Source organism: Leifsonia sp. Root112D2 (assembly GCF_001424905.1).
Lineage (GTDB): Bacteria > Actinomycetota > Actinomycetes > Actinomycetales > Microbacteriaceae > Root112D2.
On the sequence record NZ_LMCU01000001.1, the window covers coordinates 1,323,376 to 1,343,891 of the forward strand.

Consider the following 20,516-nt stretch of genomic DNA (forward strand, 5'->3'; position numbering starts at 1 on the left):
TAGGAATCAAACGTTCCTATATCGCTTCTATCGTGAAGTCATGACAAACACGCAGAGCACCGGCTCGACAGACATCCGCCCCTTCCGTGTCGACATCGCCCAGGGCGAGCTCGACGATCTCAACGAACGCCTCGCCCGCACCCGCCTTCCCCGGGTGACGCCGGAAGAGAACTGGGACTACGGCACCCCGAACGGCTACCTCGCCGAAACCGTCGAGTACTGGAAGGACGGCTTCGATTGGAGGGCGCAGGAGGCACGCATGAATGCGTTCCCGCACTACCTGACCGAGATCGAAGGTCAGACGGTGCACTTCATCCACGTTCCGTCGGCCGAGAAGACATCGACGCCATTGCTGCTCGTGCACAGCTACCCCGGCAGCTTCGCCGACTTTCTCGACATGATCGGCCCGCTGACCGATCCGGTCGCGCACGGCGGCAGGGCCGAGGATGCCTTCTCGGTGGTCGTTCCCTCGATCCCGGGTTTCGGATTCAGCACGCCGCTTGTCGGTGCGGGCTGGACGATGGCGCGGGCGGCGCACATCCTTGACGCCCTCATGCGCCGACTCGGCTACGAGAGCTATGGCTCGCACGGAAGCGACGCCGGTGCCATGATCTCGCGGGAACTCGGGCTCATGAACCCCGCCGGGTATCTCGGCATGCACGTGCTGCAGCTGTTCTCATTCCCGTCCGGCGATCCGGCCGAGTTCGAGAAGCTCGAGCCGAAGGACTATGCGGCGCTCGAGCACATGCGGTGGTTCCAATCGGTGGGCGGCTATAACGCCATCAACGCCTCGCGCCCGCAGACGGTCGCGGTGGGGATCGCAGATTCCCCGGTCGGCCAGCTCGCCTGGAGCGAACTCTTCAACTCCTTCGGCAACGGCACCAGTCTGGTCACCCGTGACCAGATTCTCGCCCAGGTAACCCTGTACTGGTTCACGAACACGCAGGCAACCGCCGGTCGCTACCACTACGAGGAGGCGCACGCCGGCGCCGAGCCGGCCATCAACGCGGCTCCCACGGGAGTCGCGGTCTTCGCCGACGACTTCACGTCGATCCGTAGCCTCGCTGAGCGGGACAACAGCAACATCGTGCACTGGAGCGAATTCCCCGATGGTGGCCACTTCGCAGCCATCGAGCGACCGGATGCCGTCGCTGGCGACATCCGCGCATTCTTCGCAACCCTTCGCGCAGCCTGAACGAGCCCAGCCGCGACGAGAGAGTCCGTTCGCGACGAGGTCGCCCGCCACAAGGGCGACTCTCGCCGCCAACGGACTTTCTCAGCGAAAAGAGACGAGGAGTAGCAGACCGAAGGGTTCAGGCGCGCTTGGGCTCGTCGTGCGACTCGAGTTCTTCTGCGTAGTCGTCGCTCGGAGAATCAGGCTCGTAATCGGCCCACTGGGCATACTGATCGTCGACGTGATCGTGCCCGGTGAGCTCGCGTTCGAGCGCGCCGTAGTTCACGTCTGGGCTGAAAGACTTCAACTCGCGTGCGATCTTCGTGTGCTTTGCTTTTTGACGGCCGCGCCCCATGCGTGACCCCCTTACGATGCCAGGCCGGGTAGGCGATGAGCGACCCGGGATTCCGAACAGGGAACTACAGAAATCTAACCGCTAGTTTAGCATGTGGGACCCGAGTAACCTTGGTGCGCCCGTGCACCCGAACATGATGGGATGAGGCGTGAGCCCGAGCGAGATGAACACCCAGGTGGTCATTGTGGGCGCGGGCCAGGCGGGCCTCGCTGTCGCGTACTACCTGCGGCGATTCGAACTCACCCCTGGCGTCGATTTCATCGTCTACGACCGGGGTCCCGACGCCGGGGGCGCGTGGCAATTCCGCTGGGAGGCGCTGAAGCTCGGCAGTGCGCACCGGGTGAATGATCTGCCGGGCATGAGCGAACTCGGCCTCAGCTTCGAGACCGCGGATCGCTCGCTGCCGGCACGCGAGGTGGTGGCCGACTACTACAGGCGCTACGAGGATCATTTCGGGCTGCAGGTGCGCAGGCCCATCGAGGTGAGCCACGTGTTCAACCGTGGCGCCGACCTCGTGGTGGCCCACAGTTCGGGCGAGACGACCACGCGCGCGCTCGTGAACGCCACCGGCACCTGGGGCGCGCCGTTCGTTCCCTATTACCCGGGCATCGACACATTCCGCGGTCGGCATGTACACACCAGCGGCTACGTCTCGGCGCTGCAATTTCGGGGGCAGCGGGTCGTGGTCGTCGGTGGTGGAACATCCGCCATCGGGTTTCTGCTCGAGCTGGAAGGCGTGGCGTCCGAGCTCGTCTGGGCAACGCGCCGGCCCGTGGACTTTCGCCACGAGAGCGAGCTGAGCATCGAGGGTGGCGTGGCCGCCGTGGCGATGCAGGATGCTGCGGCGCGCGCCGGTCGCGCCCTGCCCAGCATCGTGAGCGGCACCGGTGTTCCGCTCACCAGACGTAACGCGGCGGGCGTGGAGCGCGGGGTGCTTGTGGAGCGGCCCATGTTCACGTCGATCGAGGAGGGTGGCGTGCGTTGGCCCGATGGGTCCTTCTTCGAGGCGGATGCCATCGTCTGGGCCACCGGATTCCGCCCGGAACTGCGACATCTGGCACCGCTGAAGCTGCGCGAGAAGGCGGGCGGACTCACGGTGGAGTCGGGGGCGGCGTGGCAGGATCCCCGAATCTTCCTGGCCGGCTACGGCCCCCAGGCGTCCACGATCGGCGCGAACCGCGCCGGCCGCATGGTGGCGCGCCAAATCATGGCGCAACTCTAACCCGCTGCGCGGCCGTCGGGAGCGTCAGCGTTTGGTGCGGTGAGTGCTGCGCGTCGAGGTCTTCGCGGCAGGCTTCGCCGTCTTCGCGGCGGCTTGGGAGGCCGTCGACGCCGGCGCGAGGGGCCTGCGCATCACGGGCGGAATCGGCTCGCCGCGTCGATCCTGACCGGGCAGCGGGCGCGAGCGGCGCCCGTAGATGAGCGAGGACGAATCGAGCAGCCACGGCACCAGCGCGATGGTCACCCCGTGGCAGAGCATGAGCTGGCGGGCGATGCGCCGCGAGCGGTGGTTGTGCAGCAGCCCCTCCCACCAGTGGCCCACGATGTACTGCGGCAGATACACGGTCACGACCTCGGAGCCGTGCTCCTCGCGGCGCTGCTTGATGTACTTGATGAGCGGCACACCGAAATCACGATACGGCGACTCGATGATCGTGAGCGGCACATGGATGTTCTGCTCGGCCCACTGCCCCTGCAGCTTCTGGGTCGACTCCTCGTCGATGGCGATGTTCACAGCCTCGATGCTGTCGTGCCGAGCCGCGATGGCGTAGTCGAGGGCCTTCAGCGCGGGCTTCTGCATCTTGCCGATCAGCACAATCGCGTGGTCGCCCTTGCTGCCGAAGGTGGTGGTCGCGTCGACCTCGACCTCTCTCTCCACGTCGCGGTAGTAGCGGTTCACGCCCATCATCAAGAGGAACAGGATCGGCATGAAGATGAACACCAGATACGCGCCGTGCGTGAACTTGGTGATGGTCACCACCACGAGCACGCTGAAGGTGAGAAGCGCCCCGAAGGCGTTGATGCAGAGGCTGCGGATGATGCCCACCCGGTCGGGCGCACCGCTCTTCAGCAGTCGAATCCAGTGCTTCACCATGCCGGACTGGCCCAGCGTGAACGACACGAACACCCCGATGATGTACAGCTGGATGAGCTGCGTGAGGTTGGCCCGGTAGATCAACAGCAGCACGCAGGCGCCGAGCGCCAGCAGGATCATGCCGTTGGAGAAGACGAGTCGGTCGCCGCGGGTGTTCAGCGACTTGGGTGCGTACGAGTCGCGGGCCAGCACCGAACCCAGCAGCGGGAATCCGTTGAATGCCGTATTCGCGGCAAGCAGCAGCACGAGCGCCGTTGCCGCCTGCACGATGAAGAACAGGATGCTGTTGTTGCCGAAGACCGCGGATGCCACCTGGGCTATCACGCTGCGCTGCGGCGAGGTGGCGCACTGCGCCCACCCTTGAAGATCACACGGATTCTCGGCGTAATGCACGTGGGTGATCAGCGCGATGGCGGTGAGGCCCACGAACAGGCCGACGGCGATGGATGCCATCAGCAGCAGCGTCGTGCGCGCGTTTCTGATCTTGGGGGTGCGGAACGCGGGAACCCCGTTGGCTACCGCTTCGACGCCGGTCAGGGCGGAACATCCGCTTGCGAAGGAGCGCAGCAGCAGCAGGATCACCGCGGCCTGCGTGATGTTCTGCGCGTGCACGCTGTATCCGGCGGATTCGGCGATCGGTGCGCTGCCGAACAGTGTCTGCACCAGACCAGTGACCACCATGAGCACGATGCTTGCGATGAACACGTAGGTGGGAATCGCGAACGCCTTGCTCGACTCGCGTACTCCGCGCAGGTTTACTGCCGCGATGAGCACCACAAAGGCGACGGCGAGTTCGACACGCCATCCGCTCAGCCAGGGCAGGGCCGAGATGATGTTGTCGACACCACTGGCCACCGACACCGCAACCGTGAGCACATAGTCGACGAGCAGAGCGGATGCGACGATCAGACCTGCCTTCTCGCCCAGGTTCTTGTGGGCCACTTCGTAGTCGCCGCCGCCGGAGGGGTACGCCTTGATGAGCTGGCGGTAGGAAGCGGCGACGGTGATGAGCAGCACCACGACGCAGGCCGCGACCCATGGGGCGAAGCTCAGAAAAGCAAGCCCGCCGATCGTGAGGATCATGAGCATTTCCTGCGGACCATATGCCACGGAGGAGAGCGCGTCGCTGGCGAAAATGGGTAGCGCAAGGCGCTTGGAGAGCAGCTGCCCCTCGAGCTTCTCGCTCGGTAGCGGCTCGCCAATCAGCCAGCGCTTCGGGGATCGCCCCTCGTTTGTCACGAGGGATGACACTACACCTCGCGGGGCCGCTGTCAAATCGGATCGGGAATACTGTTGTCAGTCGGCGCGTTGGGAGTGGGCCGCCACCTCTTGATAGCGAGATCGATGTGCTGTTTTCCGGAGCCTTTTGCGACCGGCACGCCTACACTTGAGGCATGGCACACACACGCCATACCGGCACACGGCACTCCCCAGCGGGCTTCGCCGAATGGCTGGACGACCGGCTTCTTCCGATACTCGGACCGCCGCCGCTCGGACCATACGACGTCGAGACGCCGCCCACGCCCGATCACCTTCTCTGCCCCCTCTGCGGCACGCCGATGGCGGGGCACACGATGGAACGGGATGGCGCGCACGCCTTCATCCACTGCCCGGGTGCGCACGACACCGGTGTGGCAGAAACGGGCCGCGCGGCCTGAATCGCGCGCAGCAGCCGCGCCCACGCCGAAATCCGTGGGTGCGCGAGTTTGGCCGTGCTATCGGCCGAGCGCGGACAGGACGTTCTTTCGCAACTGCGTGAGTTCGTCGCGCAGCTGGGCGACCACGGCATCCGTCAGCGTGCCGCGTGCGGCGGCGGTGCGCAGATCGGTGCGCAGATGCTGGCGGAACTCGGTGAGCACCACATCGGAGTCGCGCAGGGCGGCCCGCGAGTCGGCGCGGCGATCCATCGGTTCTGTTGAATCCCTCGGCTGGCGCTCGGGTTCGGGCCCAGCCTCGCGCCTGGCGTCGCGTGCGGCCGAGGCAAGGTCGGCACGCAGGCTCTTCATGGCCGCGTTGACGCCGGCGCGCACCTCGTCGGCCAGACGGCGCACCGAGTCTGTCACCTCGTTCTCGATGGCGTCGAGCTCGTCTTCGCGGTCGGCGAGCTCGGCCCGGCCCGCATCGGTGATCTCGTAGACGGACTTGCGGCCGTTCGTGGCCTTGGTGACGAGGCCTTCCTCCTCGAGCTTGGCCAGTCGCGGGTAGATCGTGCCGGCGCTGGGGCTGTATGTACCGCCGAAGCGGTCGCTGAGCGCCTGGATGAGTTCGTAGCCGTGCCGGGGGGCCTCGGCCAGCAGGCTCAGCAGGTAAAGGCGCAGGCTGCCATGCGCGAACACCGGCGTCATGCTGTTGCCCCCGCTTCGGACCCTGTGCCTGCCGAGGCACCCGGCGCTGCCGCAGATCGCAGCATCGAGACGTTGCCCGACACCGAATTCACCCGGATGTCGCTCCACGACCCGTCGAGGCTGCCCAGCGTTCCGGTGTAGGCCTTGCCGCGCGCGCCGACGATGCGGGTGTTGTCGACCAGCAGCTTGCCGGTGATCGTGTTGAGCACGTAGCGGCATCCGCCCGCATTGGCCAGGCGCAGCGTGAGATCGCCCGAGACCGAGTTCGCGGTGATCTCGTCGGGCGTGTCGTTCAGGTCGAGGAACACATCGGCGGAGACGCCGTCCACACTGAAGCGGGTGATGTCGCCGGTGGCCGTGATATCGCCCGAGACCGTGTGCGCGTTGATGCGCCCGGTGTGATTGCGCACAGAGAGCTCGCCGCTCACGCTGTTGAGTTCGAGGCTTCCGCTGAGTTCGTCCACCACCACCTCGCCCGAGACGGTGCTCAGCCGGGAGTCACCGGCGAGGCCGGAGACGAGGGCGCTCGCCGAAACCACGCCGAACTTGAGGGCGACGTCGCGCGGAACCAGCACGCTGACATCCGCCTTCGCGTTGTCGCGCCAGCCACGGAACACCTCGATGAAGTTGTCCCAGCGCAGCTGCGGGTGGTCGATCTCGAGGGTGTCGCCGTCAATGGAGATCTTGAGGTCTTTACCGCTGACCGAGTGCACCTCGATGCGGGCGCTCTGCTCGTCGTGGCCGATGATGTCGACCTGGCCGCCGATGAGGCCCACCTTGAGCGCGCGCACCAGCTCGATGTCGAGCACCTTCGTCTCGCCGGGCTGTATCAGCCACTTCTCCTGTGCCATCGTTCTGTCCTTTTCTCCGGTACCGTCACGTCTGATAACGCGATATATCGCGTTGTGTTCAAAACACGATATATCGCGTTTGCCGGATGCGCAAGCGCCGCACGCAATTCGTGGTTGACATTGACGTAACGTCAAGCTCTAGCGTGGGTTGCATGCCGAATGAAGGAGACGGAGATGACGGCGAATGACCGCGACTGGTCGATTCAAGAGATAGCGCGGCTGGCCGGCACCACGAGCCGCACCTTGCGCCACTACGGCGAGGTCGGGCTGCTCGAGCCGAGTCGAATCGGCTCGAACGGCTATCGTCACTACGACCAGAATGCCCTCGTGCGGCTGCAGCGCATTTTGCTGCTGCGAGACCTCGGGCTCGGCCTTCCGGCCGTCGCTGAGGTGCTGAATAACGAGACGGATGCGCCGCGCGCCCTCCAGAACCACCTCACGTGGTTACAGCGGGAACAACAGAGGCTGGCGCGACAGATCGCATCCGTCGAGACGACGCTCACGGCAATGGAAGGAGGTGAACAGCTCATGGCAGAAGAGATATTGGACGGCTTCGACCACACCCAGTACAAGGAGGAGGTCGAACAGCGCTGGGGCGCCGATGCGTACGCGAAGAGCGATGCGTGGTGGCGTTCGAAGAGCGAGGCTGAGAAGAAGGAGTACCACGAGCAGCATGCCCAGATCGCGCGTGACTATGCGGCCGCACACAGTGCGGGGGCGGATGCCGCAAGCGAGACGGTGCAGGCGATAGTCGCCCGCCACGTCGACTGGCTCAATCTGAGCGCGTCGGTGACGGGAGGGCCCATCACGGCCCAGCGTCTCAACGGCTACGGCGATATGTACGTGGCCGATCCGCGCTTCGCCGCGAACTACGGTGGGCAGGCCGGTGCCGAGTATGTGCGCGATGCGTTTCGCGTGTACGCAAGCGGACTCCCGTTGGTCGAGTAGCGCGCTGGAGCTGAAGCGATTGCGCCAGCAATCGCCTCAGCTCCAGCGCCGAGCGAGCGTGCGAGCTACTCGACCAGCGCGGCGCCGATCGTGTTCAGTTCGGCGAGAGCGTCGGCCGGCAGCTCGAGCGCGGCGCCGGCGACGTTCTCGTGCAGGTGCGCGACAGACGACGTGCCGGGGATGAGCAGGATGTTGGGCGAGCGCTGCAGCAGCCAGGCCAGGGCAACAGACATCCGGGTCGCGCCGAGGCGCTCGGCGACACGGCTCAGCGTCTCGGACTGCAGCGGCGAGAACCCGCCCAGAGGAAAGTACGGCACGTAAGCGATGCCCTGCGCGGCGAGCGAATCCACGAGGTCATCGTCCTGGCGATTGGCAATGTTGTAGAGGTTCTGAACCTCCACGATCGGTGCGATGGCCTGCGCCTCGGCCACCTGTTCGCCCGTGACATTGCTCACTCCGAGGTGCGCGATCAGGCCTTCATCGCGGAGTTCCACCAGTGCCGAGAACGGCTCTGCTATCGAGCCGGCCTCCGGGCTGTCTATACCGCCCACCCGCAGATTCACCACATCGAGTCGTTCAAGGCCGAGCCGCGTGAGGTTGTCGTGAACCGCCTGGCGCAGCTGGTCTCGTGAACGGGCCCGCGGCCATCCGCCGTCGGCGTCGCGCAGTGAGCCGACCTTGGTGACCAGGTGGAGGGCATCCGGGTAGGGGTGCAGTGCCTCCTTGATGATCTCGTTCGTGACGAACGGCCCATAGAAGTCTGACGTGTCGATGTGGGTGATGCCGAGCTCCACGACCGCGCGCAGCACGGCGAGTGCGGCCTCGCGGTCGGCGGGCGGCCCGAAAACATGCGGCCCGGCGAGTTGCATTGCGCCGTAGCCCGTGCGGGTCACTGTGAGGTTGTCGGCGAGGCTGAAGGTGCCTCCGGCAAGTGTTGTGCGTGTGGATGTCATGGCTCAACTCTGCGCCGGTGACCGCGGCACAGCGAGAGTCCTCGTGTTCCTAGGGGCGACAGGGACAGTCATGCGTCCGCGCGCGGGTCTACCGTTGTGACATGGACGACAACGCGCTCGGGGAGTATCTCAAGGCACGGCGCGGACTTGTGCAGCCGCAGGATGTGGGAATCCGGGCCGGGGGCATCCGCCGTGTTGAGGGCCTGCGGCGCGAGGAAGTGGCGATGCTTGCGGGCATCAGCTCCGACTATTACCTGCGACTGGAACAGGGGCGGGATCGACGGCCCTCTGTTCAGGTTCTCGAGGCTCTCGCGCAGGTACTGCAACTGGATGAACTGGCCACCCGCTACCTCATCAACCTTTCCCAGGAAAAGCCGCGCAGGACCGCGCGCCGCGCGCGCGAAATCGTGCCGAGCGGCATTCGGCAACTGCTCGGCGTGCTGCAGCAGCCCGCCTTCGTGGAGGGCCGCTACCTGGACGTGCTCGCCTCCAATTCGCTCGCCGCGGCGCTCTCGCCGACGTTCGACGTCGGCGGCAACCGCATCCGCGACTTCTTTCTCGATGAGCGCGAGCGCAGCCTCTTCGTCGACTGGGAGGCAATCGCTCCCAGTATCGTCGCGGGCTTCCGCGCCCTGGTGGGCGCCGACACGAGCGATCCGCGATTCGTGCAGCTCGTCGGCGAGCTTTCTCTCGGCAGCGAGCCGTTTCGGCGGCTTTGGGCCCGGCATGACGTCAAGCTGCAGGGCAGCGGACCCTCGCTCCTGCGCCACCCCGAACTCGGCGATCTGAAGTTGCGCCGCGAGAAGCTAAGCGTCGGTGGAACGGATGGGCAGCTGCTCGTCGTCTTTCACGCCGAAGCCGGATCGGAAACGGCCGACTTGCTCTCGGTGCTGGGCTCCCTCGAGGCATCCCGCCCCCGCCAGACCATCCCGCTCCCGTGAGGTGCGAAGTGCTCGGTGTATTTGCAGAGACTGCAATGAGATAATCTCTGCGACTGGCGATGTCGCCGTTCGCCATCGCGCACCCGCCGCACCCGCGGCATCCGTCTGCCGCACTCGAGGGGAACCCCGTGCACTTTCTTGCCGTTCTGAGCATGAAGAACCGCGCGCTCATCGCTCTCATCACGATTGTGGTTGCCGTGTTCGGCGGGCTCGCGCTCACCAACCTCAAGCAGGAACTGGCGCCGTCGATCCAGTTTCCGCAGCTGGCGATAGTGACGAACTACCCAGGCGCCTCCCCCGAGGTCGTCAACAACGACGTCTCCACGCCGGTCGAGGCCGCCATCCAGGGCGTGCCCGACCTCGACAGCAGCTCGGCGGTGAGCAGCACCAACCAGTCGCTCATCACGGTGAAGTTCACGTACGGCACCAATCTGGCCACGGCCGAGCAGAAGCTCGACCAGGCCATCAACCGCATCAAATCCACGCTGCCCGACGGCGTTGAACCGCAGGTGCTCAGCGGCAGCATCGACGACCTGCCTGTGATTCAGCTCGCCGTCACCAGCACCGAAGACACCAAGGCGCTCGGCGCGGACCTCACCCGGCTCGCCCTGCCCGACATCAAGAAGATCACGGGCGTCAACGACGCACAGCTCGTGGGCCAGGTCGGCCAGCGCATCACCATCACGCCGGATGCCGCGAAGCTCGCGGCAGCGCACCTCACCACCCAGGACATCAAGACCGCCCTGACGCAGAACGGCGTTCTCGTGCCCGGCGGCTCGATCACGGAGGGCGACAAGACGCTCTCGGTGCAGTCGGGGGCACAGCTGAGTTCAGTGAAGGATATTGCAGCGCTGCCGATGTTGGCTGGAGCGGGCGTTTCGGCGGGTTCAGGGATCGCGGCAGGTGCGAGGGTCGCGACGACTGTGACGATCGGCAGCGTCGCATCCGTCGCCGAGACCGACGACCCCACGACCTCGCTCTCGCGCGTCGACGGTAAGCCGGCGCTCACCATCGCCGTCACCAAGTTGCCCTCGGCCAACACCGTCGAGGTGTCGAAGGGCGTGCGCGCCATTGTCTCCGATCTCACCGCCAAGGTGGGTCACGACGCGAAGATCACCATCGTCTTCGACCAGGCGCCGTTCATCGAGCAGTCCATCAACTCCCTCACCGAGGAGGGTCTGCTCGGTCTCGGTTTCGCCGTGGTGGTCATCCTCATCTTCCTGCTGTCGATCCGCTCGACGCTCGTGACCGCGATCTCCATCCCCACCAGCGTGCTCATCACCTTCATCGGCATGCAGTCCACCGGTTACACGCTCAACATCATCACCCTCGGCGCCCTTACCATCGCGATCGGTCGGGTTGTCGACGACTCCATCGTGGTGATCGAGAACATCAAGAGGCATCTGGTGCCCGGCGCAGATCGCGCGAGCACGATCATCCGCGCGGTCAGGGAGGTTGCCGGTGCCATCACCGCCTCGACCATCACGACCGTCGCGGTGTTCCTGCCGCTCGCCTTCGTGGGCGACATGACGGGCGAGCTGTTCCGTCCGTTCGCGCTCACCGTGACGATGGCGCTGCTCTCGTCGCTGCTCGTGGCGCTCACCATCGTGCCGGTGCTCGCGTACTGGTTCCTGCGGCCGCACAAGCAGAAGAAGCACGCGCCGCAGGCCGTGCTGGGCGACGCCGCGTTCGTCGATGAGGTCGACGCGGCAGGCCACGCCACCACGAGCGGCACCGGCACGAGCGCGCCCGACGAGCTCGAGCATCCGTCGCGCCTGCAGAAGGCCTACCTGCCGATCATCCACTGGACGCTCAAGCACTCGGCCATCACCGTGATCATCGCGATTGTGGTGCTCGGCGGCACCATCGCGCTCGTGCCGAGCATGAAAACCAACTTCCTGGGCGCCACGGGGCAGAACACGCTCACCGTCACGCAGAAGATGGCGCCAGGCACGAGCCTTGCGGCGTTGGATGCCGCCGCGAAACCCGTCGAGAAGAAGCTGCTGGCCACGAAGGGCATTCAGACGGTGCAGCTCTCGATCGGCTCGAGCGGCAGCGCGCTGCGCGACGCGTTCACCGGCGGCGGTGGCGGCGCCGTCACCTACTCCATCACGACGGATGCCAGCGTGGACCAGACCGCGCTGCAGAACACCATCGAGCGCGAGCTGAAGAGCATCACGAGCTCGGGCGAGACCACGGTCTCCTCCTCGAGCGGATTCGGCGGCTCGAGCGACATCGAGATCGACGTGACGGCATCCACCGGCAAGGCGCTGACGGATGCGACGGATTCGATCACGAAGGCGGTCGGCGGGCTCGACTCCATCAAGCAGGCATCGAGCAACCTCAGCTCCTCGCTGCCGTACATTGCGGTGACCGTCGACCGCGCGAAGGCCGCGGCGGCCGGGCTCAGCGAGGTGGCCGTGGGCGGCATCGTCTCGCAGGCCATGCAGCCGACAACGGTCGGCTCGGTGGCCATCAACGAGACGACGCTGAAGATCTACATTCAGAACGCGAGCGCACCGACGAGTGTCGCCGAGCTGGCCGCGCTGAAGGTTCCGACCGCGCGCGGGGTGGTGGCGCTCGACACGCTGGCGACGGTGAAGCAGACCACGGGGCCAGCATCCATCACCACACAGAAGGGGTTGCGCAGCTCGGCCATCACCGCCACGCCGGCGACGGACAACCTCTCGGTGGCCAATGCGGATGTGCAGAAGGCGCTCAAGGACGTCTCGCTGCCTACCGGCGCGACCGCGACGATTGGCGGCGTGACCGCCAGCCAGGGGGATGCCTTCTCGCAGTTGGGCATCGCGCTGCTCGCGGCCATCCTGATCGTCTACATCGTCATGGTGGCGACGTTCCGTTCGCTTCGCCAGCCGCTGTTGCTGCTCGTCTCCATCCCGTTCTCGGCGACGGGGGCCATCGTGCTGCAGATCGTCTCGGGCATCCCGCTCGGAGTGGCCTCGCTCATCGGTGTGCTCATGCTCATCGGCATCGTGGTGACGAATGCGATCGTGCTCGTCGACCTCGTGAACCAGTACCGGCGTCGAGGCATGAGTGTTCCGGATGCCGTCACTCACGGCTCGTCACGCCGGTTGCGCCCGATTCTCATGACGGCGCTCGCGACGATCTTCGCGCTGCTGCCGATGGCGATCGGGGTCACCGGGCATGGCGGCTTCATCTCGCAGCCGCTCGCGATTGTGGTGATCGGCGGGCTGGTCTCCTCGACGCTGCTCACCCTCGTGGTGCTGCCGACGCTCTACAACCTGGTGGAGGGCGCCAGGGCGCGCCGCGCCGCGAAGCGGGAGGCTGCAGCCTAGCGTGGCCGACTTGGTTTCGAGACGCTCGTTCCTCGCTCCTCAACCGGCGAACCGCTGGTTTCGAGACGCTCGTTCCTCGCTCCTCAACCGGCGAACCGCTGGTTGAGGAGCCGCTGAGGGACGAAGCGGCGTCTCGAAACCACCCGCACGGCCCCGGATGCCACGAGCGCCCCACCCAGCAGCGCCACACTCACGAGCGCGGTTCCCGGTGTGAAGCCCACCACGAGCAGCATGCCGATGCCGACGACACCGAGCACCGCTGCAACGCCTACGCTCACCGCCTGCACGCGCCGCGTCTGACCGAACCCCGCGGCGCGCGGCGCCGAAAATGTCTCGAAGCGGGCCATCGCGGCCGTCACCGCTGCAACGGCCAGCACCACGAGCAGCAGCCAGGCCGGCCGCGTCGCCCACCATTCGGCGCTCAGGGGGGTCGGCAGCGGCATCCGGGTCATCAGCAGCACGCCGGCGAGGGCCACGAGCACGCTCATGTGCCAGAGGTAGATGGTCATCGCGCGGGAACCGATGGCGGTCACCGCGGCGAGGCGTGCCGGCGCGGCGGCGACCCACGAGCGGATGCGCGGCTGCAGCACCGAGAACAGCATCAGCTGCACGACGCCCAGCAGAACGAGGCAGAGCGTGGGCGGGTTGAGGTTGACGAGCATATCCCCCGAGTACACGCCGGCGGCGGTGAGGGTGACGAGAGCGGCGAACGCGGCACCGGCTGCGGCGAGGCGCACGCGCACCGAGAGGCGGTCGAGCGCGCCGTCGGCGAGCCAAAACCCGAGCTGCTGCACGAGCAGCCACACGAGGGCCAGGTTGAGGTAGCCGATGGGCTCCACGCCGGTGGCGATACGCACGGCATCCACGCCGATCACGCCGGCGAGCATGAGCGCGCCGGTGGCGAGAGGCGAGCGTTCGTGGGCGCGCACCAGCAGCGGCACCAGCGCGGAGCATCCGATGTACACGGCGAGAAACCAGAGCGGCTGGCTGATGCGGAATCCGGCCGTGGCGACGATGTCGGCGGGCACGCCGACGGCGCTGAGCATCGCCAGCCCCACCCCGACGGATGCGACGAGCACCACCGCGGGTCGCAGCAACCGGGCCAGCCGGGCGCGCACGTAATCGCTGCCGGATGCGCCGCGCTGCTCCATGCGCCGCCACTGTGTGATGCTCGAGAAGCCACCCGCGATGAAGAACAGTGGCATGATCTGCACGATCCAGCTCACCGGCGCGAACCAGGCCTGGCCTTCGAGAGCGTTCTGCAGAACGGGGCCGTTCGCGCCCATGCTGACGCCCACCATCATGGCGTGCAGCATGACCACGACGACGAGGCAGGCGGCGCGAGCAACGTCGATGCTGAGGTCGTGATGGGTGGGGGCGGGGGTGCTGGTGCGGTGTGGCGAGCCGATAAGTGCGGTCATCGTCGGTCTCCTTCGTCGGCGGAGTTTCCGCCGGTGACGACACCGTACGAAGCGGATGCGTGCGCTCACCTCCCCCCGAAGAGCGGTCTTGGTGCCCCTACCGCGGTAGGGCATCCGCTGGTTGAGGAGGACTCGACGAAGGAGGGTCCGTCTCGAAACCAGAGCCGTACGTGCGGGTTTCGAGACGCTCGTTCCTCGCTCCTCAACCCGCGTATGGGAACAGGCAATTTTAGGCGGAAGCGCGCACCAGGCCGAGTTCGTAGGCGAGCACGACGGCCTGCACGCGGTCGCGCAGCGAAAGCTTGCCGAGAATCTTGCTCACGTGGGTCTTCACGGTCTGCTCGGCGATGAAAAGCGAGCCGGCGATCTCCGTGTTGGAGAGCCCGCGCGCCACCAGCAGCAGCACCTCGCGCTCGCGTTCGGTGAGCTCGCTCAGGCGTGCCGAATTCGGCGGCGTCACCGGGGCTGTGCGGGCGAACTGCTCGATCAGCCGGCGCGTCACGCTCGGCGCCAGCAGCGCGTCGCCCGCGGCGACGATACGCACGGCGGCCACGAGTTCCTCGGGCAAGGCATCCTTGAGCAGAAAGCCGCTCGCGCCCGCCCGCAGCGCCTCGTACACGTAGTCGTCGATGTCGAAGGTCGTGAGCACGAGAATGCGCGGCACATGCACGACGCCGCGGGCCGGCTGCGTGAGTTCGCGGGTGGCCTCGAGCCCGTTCTTCACGGGCATCCGCACGTCCATGAGCACGACGTCGGGGTGCAGCCGGTGGGATAACTCCACCGCCTCTGCGCCGTCCTTCGCCTGGCCGATGACGCTGATGCCGTCCTGCGCGTCGAGCAGGGCGCCGAAGCCGGCGCGCACCATGGCCTGATCGTCGGCGATGAGAACGGTGATGCTCATGAAGGCTCCGATTCTGCGTCAGAGGCGGTGTCGGCCGGGTGGGTGGCAGCCGTTTGGATGCCGGCCGCGTCCAGCGGCAGCCACGCCTCAACCGTATAGCCACCGGCATCCGTCGACCCGAAGCGGATGTGGCCGCCGAGCAGCGCCGCCCGCTCGCGCATGCCGAGCAGCCCGTGTCCGCCGCTATCGGTAGCGGCGAGCGGTGGAGTGTCGCTGCCGACCCCTGGGGCGACCGTGCTGCGGGAGGCCGCATCATTCGCGATCGTGAGATGCAGCGCGGCGCCGAGCGTCGCATCCGCTGCCCGCTCGATGCGCACGGCCGTCGGTGCCTGCGGTGCGTGCCGAATCACGTTACTCAGCGCCTCCTGAACGATGCGGTACGCGGCGACGGCGGTGGTCTCGGGCACCTGGGCGGTGCCGTCGGTGAGGCCGTTCTCGATCTCGAGCGACACCGGTACGCCGGCACGTCGAGCGGATGTCGCGAGCTCGGGCACCGCAGAAAGCTGCGGCTGGGGTGCGAGCTCGCCGCTCGTGTCGTCCTCGCGCAGCACGCCGAGCAGACGGCGCATCTCGCGCATGGCGGCACGGGCCGATGCGGCGATGTCGGTGAACTCGGCGGTGGTCGCGGCATCCATGCCCGGCAGACGGTACGGCGCCGTCGTGGCCTGCACCTGAATGACCGACATGCTGTGCGCCACAACGTCATGCAGCTCGCGGGCGATGCGATTGCGTTCCTCCACGAGCTCGCGGCGACCCTGCTCGGCGGCGGTGAGCTGACGTTCGTGGTGCAACTGCTCGCGCGCGTTCTCCCGCTGGGCGAGCAGAACGGCGAGGGCGAGAAGGGGAGCGGAGATGCTCGCGAACAGGATGATGCTGGTGATGGCGCCGCCGAGGTGGTCGACGTGCGCGACGGATACGACGACGGATGCCGCGACGCTGAGTGCCCACGCCACAGCCGACAGTCGCCACGGGTTGCGCAGCCCGATTACGACCAGCACGGCGCACTGCGCGATGAGGCCGGCAACCGGCCAGGGCCAGGGGGCGTCGACGGCCTGCGCGAGCAGGGGAACGGCCACGACCGGAATGAGCGACGTGACTATCGCGGCCTTGGGCAGCTGCACCGCGAGCAGGATCGAGCCGCACTGGAGCACGCCGAGCAGGAAGGCGGCGGCGACGGGGACGCCGTAAATGCCCGCGTTGAGCGGCACGCTCACGGCGAAGAGGGCGGCGGCGAGCACGGAGAGAATGCTCCAGGCGACGACGCCGGGGCGTGGGACGTAGATGCTCCTGGGGGCGCGCGGTGCGGTGGGCGCGGTAGGTCGCGTGACCGGGGGCAGCGGTGCGGTGGGCTGGAGGCCGGATGCGTGGGTTGCGCGGGGTGCGTCACCTGGTGCCGTGCCGGGCACGTCGGATACCGGCGGCACGCCTGGGGGGTACGGTGCGGGACGCGCGGCGGGCGTGCCGGGCTCGCCGGGCGCGCCGGACGCTCGAGGTGCGCTGGGCTCGCCGGGTGCGCCGGACGCTCGAGGTGCGCTGGGTACGGTCGAGTCAGACATGCGTGCAGCCTAACGAGCGGGGGCCGCGCGGCGCATCCGTCTGGGGAGCTGGTTCACGACCGTACGCGGGTAGGGGGCGGCGGGTGCCACCGTGACACTGTCGGCGCACCGTCACCCGAGGTAGCGGTGCAGGAAGGCGACGATGTTTCTGCGCATGGGTGGGTCGAGCAGTGCCACAGAGTGTCGCTTGCCCGGCATGGTCACGAGGGTGTGCGGAACGTGCGCGCGACTCAGCGCGGCGGCGAACGCGTCGCCCTGCTCGCGGGGGATCAGCTCGTCGGAGGACTGCGCGATGAAGACCGGCGGGTCGCTGCGGTCGATCGCGTAGAGCGGTGAGGCATCCATCGCCTGGGGGCAGTCGCTGAACGTGCGGCAGCCCAGATAGGCGCGCTCGATCTGTGCGACGTACGGTACCGGATGCCCGAGACGCTGCCCCGCTTCGGTCAGGTCGATGGGGCCGGAGAGTTCGGCGACCGCTGCAACGCGCGTACCCGTGTCGGTGGGGCCGCTGCCGCGCATGCCCAGCAGGGCGGCCAGATTGGCACCGGCTGAGCCGCCGAGCACACCGAGTCGGGCCGGGTCGATGCCGAAGCGGGCCGCGTTCGCCGGACGGCGAATCCAGGCGACCGCGGTGTTCACGTCGTCGATTGCGGCGGGAAAGGTGACGGCGGGAACGAGCCGATAGTCGAGCGAGTATGCGACGAAGCCCGCGCTCGCGAGCCACCGGCACACGGCCCGCCAGTCGGTGTTGGCCTTGTCGCCCATCGACCAGCTGCCGCCATGGATGGCAACGACGCCGGGCAGAGCCGCCGCGCCGGGCACGCGTGCCGGCGAACAGACGTCGAGGCGCAGCACGGTGCCGTCCGCCGCCGTGCCGTAGACGAGATCGGATGTCACGCTGACGCTGCGCGGGATGCGCGCGGTGCGCACGCCATCCGTGGGCTTGTCGGTCGAGACGGCCGCGAGCACATCGTTGGACCCGGCGGCGGCCACCGACGTCGGGGTCGCGGCGCGGCATCCGGCGAGGGCACCGGCGAGAACGGTCGCAGCGACGACGGCGACGGCTGCCGTGCGCACGAAGCGGGCAGCAGTGCCCGAGTGCCGGGACCGGCGTGCTGCGGCGAGGCCGACGGTGGCGGATATGCGGGGGGTGGTGCGGGTGGTGCGATCGTCGTCGATCACACGGGTAAGGCGGGTCACGGTTTCTCCAGGCGAGCGGGTGGGCGTTTCTTGCACCGAAATTCGCGTAAGAGAACGTGAGACGAGAATAGATCACTCGGGCCACGTAATTCCACGTGTGGAGTACGCCCCGTTCGGGCCACTTGTGGCGGGCGCCTCCTGCCCGACGCGTGCGCACAACCCAGGCAGAATGCGCACGAGCCGGGCTGCAACCCCGCGATCACGGGCGGGCGCGGATGCCTGCTGCAATTCTGCATGAGTTGTGCGCAGGGGGCGGAGGAAGCAGTCTGGGGCGGAGCAGCGAGTCCGGTATCCCGGACGGAATCGCGCGGGGGTACGCGGAGCGTTCCCAGGAGCGCGACTAGCGTCGGTCTCGTGACAGCACGCGCGCTTTCCGTCGACCCGCTCTGGCCCCGGGCCGGAGGTTGGCCTGCCGTGGGCGACGTCGAAGAGCCCCTCGACCTCGCGCTCGTCGGGATCCCGACCTGGCGCACCTCGCTCTCGGCCACGGGCGCCGGCGAAACGCCCGCTGCCGTGCGCGCTGCGCTGCGTTACTACAGCGCCTTCCTCGCGCCTGATCGCTCGGCTCCCGCGGAGCCGTCGGGGGCGACGCCGGCGCGCGTCGGCTCGCTCGATGCCCTGCGCATTGCCGACTTCGGCGACGCATCCGAACCCGATGGCGCCGAGGGCGAGGCGCGCGCTGCCGCGCTGGTGGCGGATGCCGCGGCGCGAGCATCCGTCGTGGTCGCGCTGGGCGGCGACAACGCGCTCACGGTGCCGGTCGCACTCGGTACCTGGGGTGCCGACATCGCGCGCGCCGGCCTCATCACGCTCGACGCGCACTACGACCTGCGCGACGGCATCAGCAACGGCTCGCCGGTGCGACGCCTCGTCGAGGCGGGTCTCGACGGCCGGCGCATCGTGCAGATCGGCATCGCCGACTTCGCGAACTCGCGAGCCTACGCCGAGCGTGCAGCCGAACTCGGAATCACCGTCGTGCACCGCGACGAACTGTACCGGCGGCCGATCGCGGATGTCATGGCCGAGGCGCTGCAGATCGCCGGCTCCGCGGGCGGCCCGATCCACCTCGACATCGACGTGGACGTATGCGATCGCTCCGTCGCACCGGCCTGCCCCGCCGCGGTGCCCGGTGGGATCTCCGCTTACGAGCTGCGGTCGGCGGTGCGAGCCGCGGCGCGGCATCCGCAGCTTCGCTCGGTCGACATCGCCGAGGTGGATGCGACGGCGGATGCGCCAGACGGCCGCACCGTGCGCCTCGCCGCCCTCTGCGTGCTCGAGGTGGTCGCCGGCCTGGCCCACCGCACGCCTTCTCGGGCCAGCTGAGCGAGCCAGGCGGAGCAACCGCCATCAGGCTGGCTCGCGCAGCGAGGCTACCGAGAGAACGACGGCGTCGGCCTCGGCCGAGGCGAGGCTCTGGCATCCACAGGACTGTCGCAGAACGAGGTGCACGTCGAGCTCGTGTCGCCGCCAGCCGCCATCGTTGCCCGCCATGAGTTCGAAGAGGCGTTCGGTGGCCACGCGTGCGAGCTGCTGGGCTGGCACCCGCACGGTCGTGAGGCTCGGCGTGGTGACGCGGGCAACGCCGAAGTCGTCGAAGCCCACGATCGAAAGGTCTCCGGGTACATCGATCGAGGCCGCTCTGAGCGTGGTCAACGCCCCGAGCGCCATGTCGTCGTTGGCGGCGACGATGCTGTCGAAGCCGGCGATGCGCCCTCCGAGTCCGCGCACGGCCTCGGCTCCGGATGCTTCGCTAAGGTCGCCCTCCACGATGAACGCGTCGTTCTCGAGCCCGTGGGCGCGCACGGCATCGAGGAATCCGTCACGACGGTCGACACCGGTCTGGTGATCGAGCGGTCCTGAGAAATGAAGCAGCCGGGTGCGGCCGTGCGCCGTGATGAGATGTTCGGTGATCGCCCGGGAGGCCCGACGGTCGTCGATGCCCACGGTGATGGCCGTCGGCAGATACGGGAAGCTCCCGATCATCACGACCGGGAGCCCGCTGTCGATGAGCCGCTCGACCGTGGGGTCATCTATCGCGGCGCTGGTGAGAATCGCGCCGTCGGCGCTGTGCGAGCGCATGACCCGCTCGTAGGCGGCGAGTCCGTGTTCATTGTCAGGGTTCGTGGAGACCAGCAGTTGCACGTCGTGCTCGTTGGCAACGGAGGACGTGCCGTCGAGAACGAGCATGAAGTAGCTGTGCCCGAAGACGTGAGTCGCGGTCGTGGGAACGATCAGCGCGATGGTGCCCGCGCGCTGGTTTCGCAGCGCTCGTGCCGCCGAACTGGGAACATAACCGAGCTCCTTCGCGGCGGCCTGCACCGCCTTTTTCGTGTCGACGCCGATACGCGAGTTGTCGGCGAGAGCCATGGAAACCGCAGACGGAGTGATGCCGACCCGCTCGGCGATATCGCGGAGGGTGACACGGGAAACCTTCATCCGTTCGGCCATGTCCGGCTCCT

The 20,516-nt window shown here is 67.6% G+C and carries 17 protein-coding genes; 7 read left to right on the plus strand and 10 right to left on the minus strand.

Translation table 11 applies throughout. The annotated features are described in order from the left end of the window. Window positions 1-40: 40 nt before the first annotated feature. Window positions 41-1,195 carry an epoxide hydrolase family protein gene (locus ASC63_RS06150; protein ID WP_055810844.1) on the plus strand — a complete coding sequence of 385 codons (1,155 nt, stop codon included), beginning with the start codon at window positions 41-43 and terminating at the stop codon, window positions 1,193-1,195. A gap of 118 nt (window positions 1,196-1,313) precedes the next feature. Here the strand turns inward: ASC63_RS06150 and ASC63_RS06155 are convergent, their stop codons facing one another. Continuing rightward, window positions 1,314-1,529, minus strand: coding sequence for a DUF3073 domain-containing protein (locus ASC63_RS06155; RefSeq protein ID WP_055810846.1), 216 nt, complete (start codon window positions 1,527-1,529; stop codon window positions 1,314-1,316). Between the two features lie 148 nt (window positions 1,530-1,677). Here ASC63_RS06155 and ASC63_RS06160 point away from each other — a divergent pair, with 148 nt between their 5' ends. After that, window positions 1,678-2,751, plus strand: coding sequence for an NAD(P)-binding domain-containing protein (locus ASC63_RS06160; protein ID WP_082487302.1), 1,074 nt, complete (start codon window positions 1,678-1,680; stop codon window positions 2,749-2,751). Window positions 2,752-2,775: 24 nt separating this feature from the next. On the opposite strand, the gene ASC63_RS06165 is transcribed toward ASC63_RS06160, so the two are convergent. Then, window positions 2,776-4,863, minus strand: a complete 2,088-nt coding sequence (locus ASC63_RS06165; protein ID WP_235491930.1) for an APC family permease — start codon at window positions 4,861-4,863, stop codon at window positions 2,776-2,778. Window positions 4,864-5,018: 155 nt separating this feature from the next. Between ASC63_RS06165 and ASC63_RS06170 the strand changes: the two genes are divergently transcribed. Next, entirely contained in the window at window positions 5,019-5,282 is a 264-nt protein-coding gene (locus tag ASC63_RS06170) for a hypothetical protein (protein WP_055810849.1), read from the plus strand. Between the two features lie 57 nt (window positions 5,283-5,339). Here the strand turns inward: ASC63_RS06170 and ASC63_RS06175 are convergent, their stop codons facing one another. Next, a complete protein-coding gene (locus ASC63_RS06175; protein ID WP_055810851.1) occupies window positions 5,340-5,969 on the minus strand; it encodes a PadR family transcriptional regulator in 630 nt (209 codons plus the stop codon). Continuing rightward, window positions 5,966-6,820, minus strand: coding sequence for a DUF4097 family beta strand repeat-containing protein (locus ASC63_RS06180; protein ID WP_055810853.1), 855 nt, complete (start codon window positions 6,818-6,820; stop codon window positions 5,966-5,968). Before ASC63_RS06180 ends, ASC63_RS06175 begins: the two co-directional genes overlap by 4 nt. 174 nt (window positions 6,821-6,994) lie before the next feature. Here ASC63_RS06180 and ASC63_RS06185 point away from each other — a divergent pair, with 174 nt between their 5' ends. Further along, window positions 6,995-7,768 (plus strand): MerR family transcriptional regulator, encoded by a 774-nt coding sequence (locus ASC63_RS06185; protein ID WP_055815035.1) that lies wholly within the window; start codon window positions 6,995-6,997, stop codon window positions 7,766-7,768. A gap of 65 nt (window positions 7,769-7,833) precedes the next feature. Here ASC63_RS06185 and ASC63_RS06190 read toward each other — a convergent pair whose 3' ends face one another. Beyond that, window positions 7,834-8,721: an oxidoreductase gene (locus ASC63_RS06190; protein WP_055810855.1), complete on the minus strand. Its 888-nt coding sequence runs from the start codon at window positions 8,719-8,721 to the stop codon at window positions 7,834-7,836. A gap of 101 nt (window positions 8,722-8,822) precedes the next feature. Between ASC63_RS06190 and ASC63_RS06195 the strand changes: the two genes are divergently transcribed. Together ASC63_RS06195 and ASC63_RS06200 are read left to right on the plus strand one after the other, a co-directional pair. After that, on the plus strand, window positions 8,823-9,662 hold the full coding sequence (locus ASC63_RS06195; protein WP_055810857.1) for a helix-turn-helix domain-containing protein: 840 nt from the start codon (window positions 8,823-8,825) through the stop codon (window positions 9,660-9,662). A 128-nt stretch (window positions 9,663-9,790) separates the two neighbouring features. Next, a complete protein-coding gene (locus tag ASC63_RS06200; RefSeq protein WP_157487702.1) occupies window positions 9,791-12,979 on the plus strand; it encodes an efflux RND transporter permease subunit in 3,189 nt (1,062 codons plus the stop codon). Between the two features lie 83 nt (window positions 12,980-13,062). On the opposite strand, the gene ASC63_RS06205 is transcribed toward ASC63_RS06200, so the two are convergent. The 4 genes from ASC63_RS06205 to ASC63_RS06220 form a co-directional block, all read right to left on the minus strand. Continuing rightward, window positions 13,063-14,400 (minus strand): acyltransferase family protein, encoded by a 1,338-nt coding sequence (locus ASC63_RS06205; RefSeq protein WP_055810859.1) that lies wholly within the window; start codon window positions 14,398-14,400, stop codon window positions 13,063-13,065. 229 nt (window positions 14,401-14,629) lie between these two features. Continuing rightward, window positions 14,630-15,301, minus strand: a complete 672-nt coding sequence (locus ASC63_RS06210) for a response regulator (protein WP_055810861.1) — start codon at window positions 15,299-15,301, stop codon at window positions 14,630-14,632. Continuing rightward, window positions 15,298-16,857 (minus strand): sensor histidine kinase, encoded by a 1,560-nt coding sequence (locus ASC63_RS06215; protein WP_157487595.1) that lies wholly within the window; start codon window positions 16,855-16,857, stop codon window positions 15,298-15,300. The genes ASC63_RS06210 and ASC63_RS06215 overlap by 4 nt, the downstream gene beginning before the upstream one ends. A 111-nt stretch (window positions 16,858-16,968) precedes the next feature. Further along, window positions 16,969-18,057 carry an alpha/beta hydrolase gene (locus ASC63_RS06220; RefSeq protein ID WP_162242878.1) on the minus strand — a complete coding sequence of 363 codons (1,089 nt, stop codon included), beginning with the start codon at window positions 18,055-18,057 and terminating at the stop codon, window positions 16,969-16,971. 354 nt (window positions 18,058-18,411) lie between these two features. On the opposite strand from ASC63_RS06220, the gene ASC63_RS06225 reads away from it, so the two are divergent. Then, the gene (locus ASC63_RS06225) at window positions 18,412-19,380 is read left to right on the plus strand and encodes an arginase family protein (protein ID WP_055810866.1); all 969 of its coding nucleotides are present in this window, start codon (window positions 18,412-18,414) and stop codon (window positions 19,378-19,380) included. A gap of 24 nt (window positions 19,381-19,404) precedes the next feature. Here ASC63_RS06225 and ASC63_RS06230 read toward each other — a convergent pair whose 3' ends face one another. Next, the gene (locus tag ASC63_RS06230; protein ID WP_055810868.1) at window positions 19,405-20,505 is read right to left on the minus strand and encodes a LacI family DNA-binding transcriptional regulator; all 1,101 of its coding nucleotides are present in this window, start codon (window positions 20,503-20,505) and stop codon (window positions 19,405-19,407) included. Between the last annotated feature and the right edge of the window lie 11 nt (window positions 20,506-20,516).

Coding starts and splice junctions, on each gene's coding strand:
- ASC63_RS06150 (WP_055810844.1), top strand. CDS start 41: ATGACAAACACGCAGAGCACCGGCTCGACAGACATCCGCCCCTTCCGT.
- ASC63_RS06155 (WP_055810846.1), bottom strand. CDS start 1,529: ATGGGGCGCGGCCGTCAAAAAGCAAAGCACACGAAGATCGCACGCGAG.
- ASC63_RS06170 (WP_055810849.1), top strand. CDS start 5,019: ATGGCACACACACGCCATACCGGCACACGGCACTCCCCAGCGGGCTTC.
- ASC63_RS06175 (WP_055810851.1), bottom strand. CDS start 5,969: ATGACGCCGGTGTTCGCGCATGGCAGCCTGCGCCTTTACCTGCTGAGC.
- ASC63_RS06180 (WP_055810853.1), bottom strand. CDS start 6,820: ATGGCACAGGAGAAGTGGCTGATACAGCCCGGCGAGACGAAGGTGCTC.
- ASC63_RS06185 (WP_055815035.1), top strand. CDS start 6,995: ATGACGGCGAATGACCGCGACTGGTCGATTCAAGAGATAGCGCGGCTG.
- ASC63_RS06190 (WP_055810855.1), bottom strand. CDS start 8,721: ATGACATCCACACGCACAACACTTGCCGGAGGCACCTTCAGCCTCGCC.
- ASC63_RS06195 (WP_055810857.1), top strand. CDS start 8,823: ATGGACGACAACGCGCTCGGGGAGTATCTCAAGGCACGGCGCGGACTT.
- ASC63_RS06205 (WP_055810859.1), bottom strand. CDS start 14,400: ATGACCGCACTTATCGGCTCGCCACACCGCACCAGCACCCCCGCCCCC.
- ASC63_RS06210 (WP_055810861.1), bottom strand. CDS start 15,301: ATGAGCATCACCGTTCTCATCGCCGACGATCAGGCCATGGTGCGCGCC.
- ASC63_RS06215 (WP_157487595.1), bottom strand. CDS start 16,857: ATGTCTGACTCGACCGTACCCAGCGCACCTCGAGCGTCCGGCGCACCC.
- ASC63_RS06230 (WP_055810868.1), bottom strand. CDS start 20,505: ATGGCCGAACGGATGAAGGTTTCCCGTGTCACCCTCCGCGATATCGCC.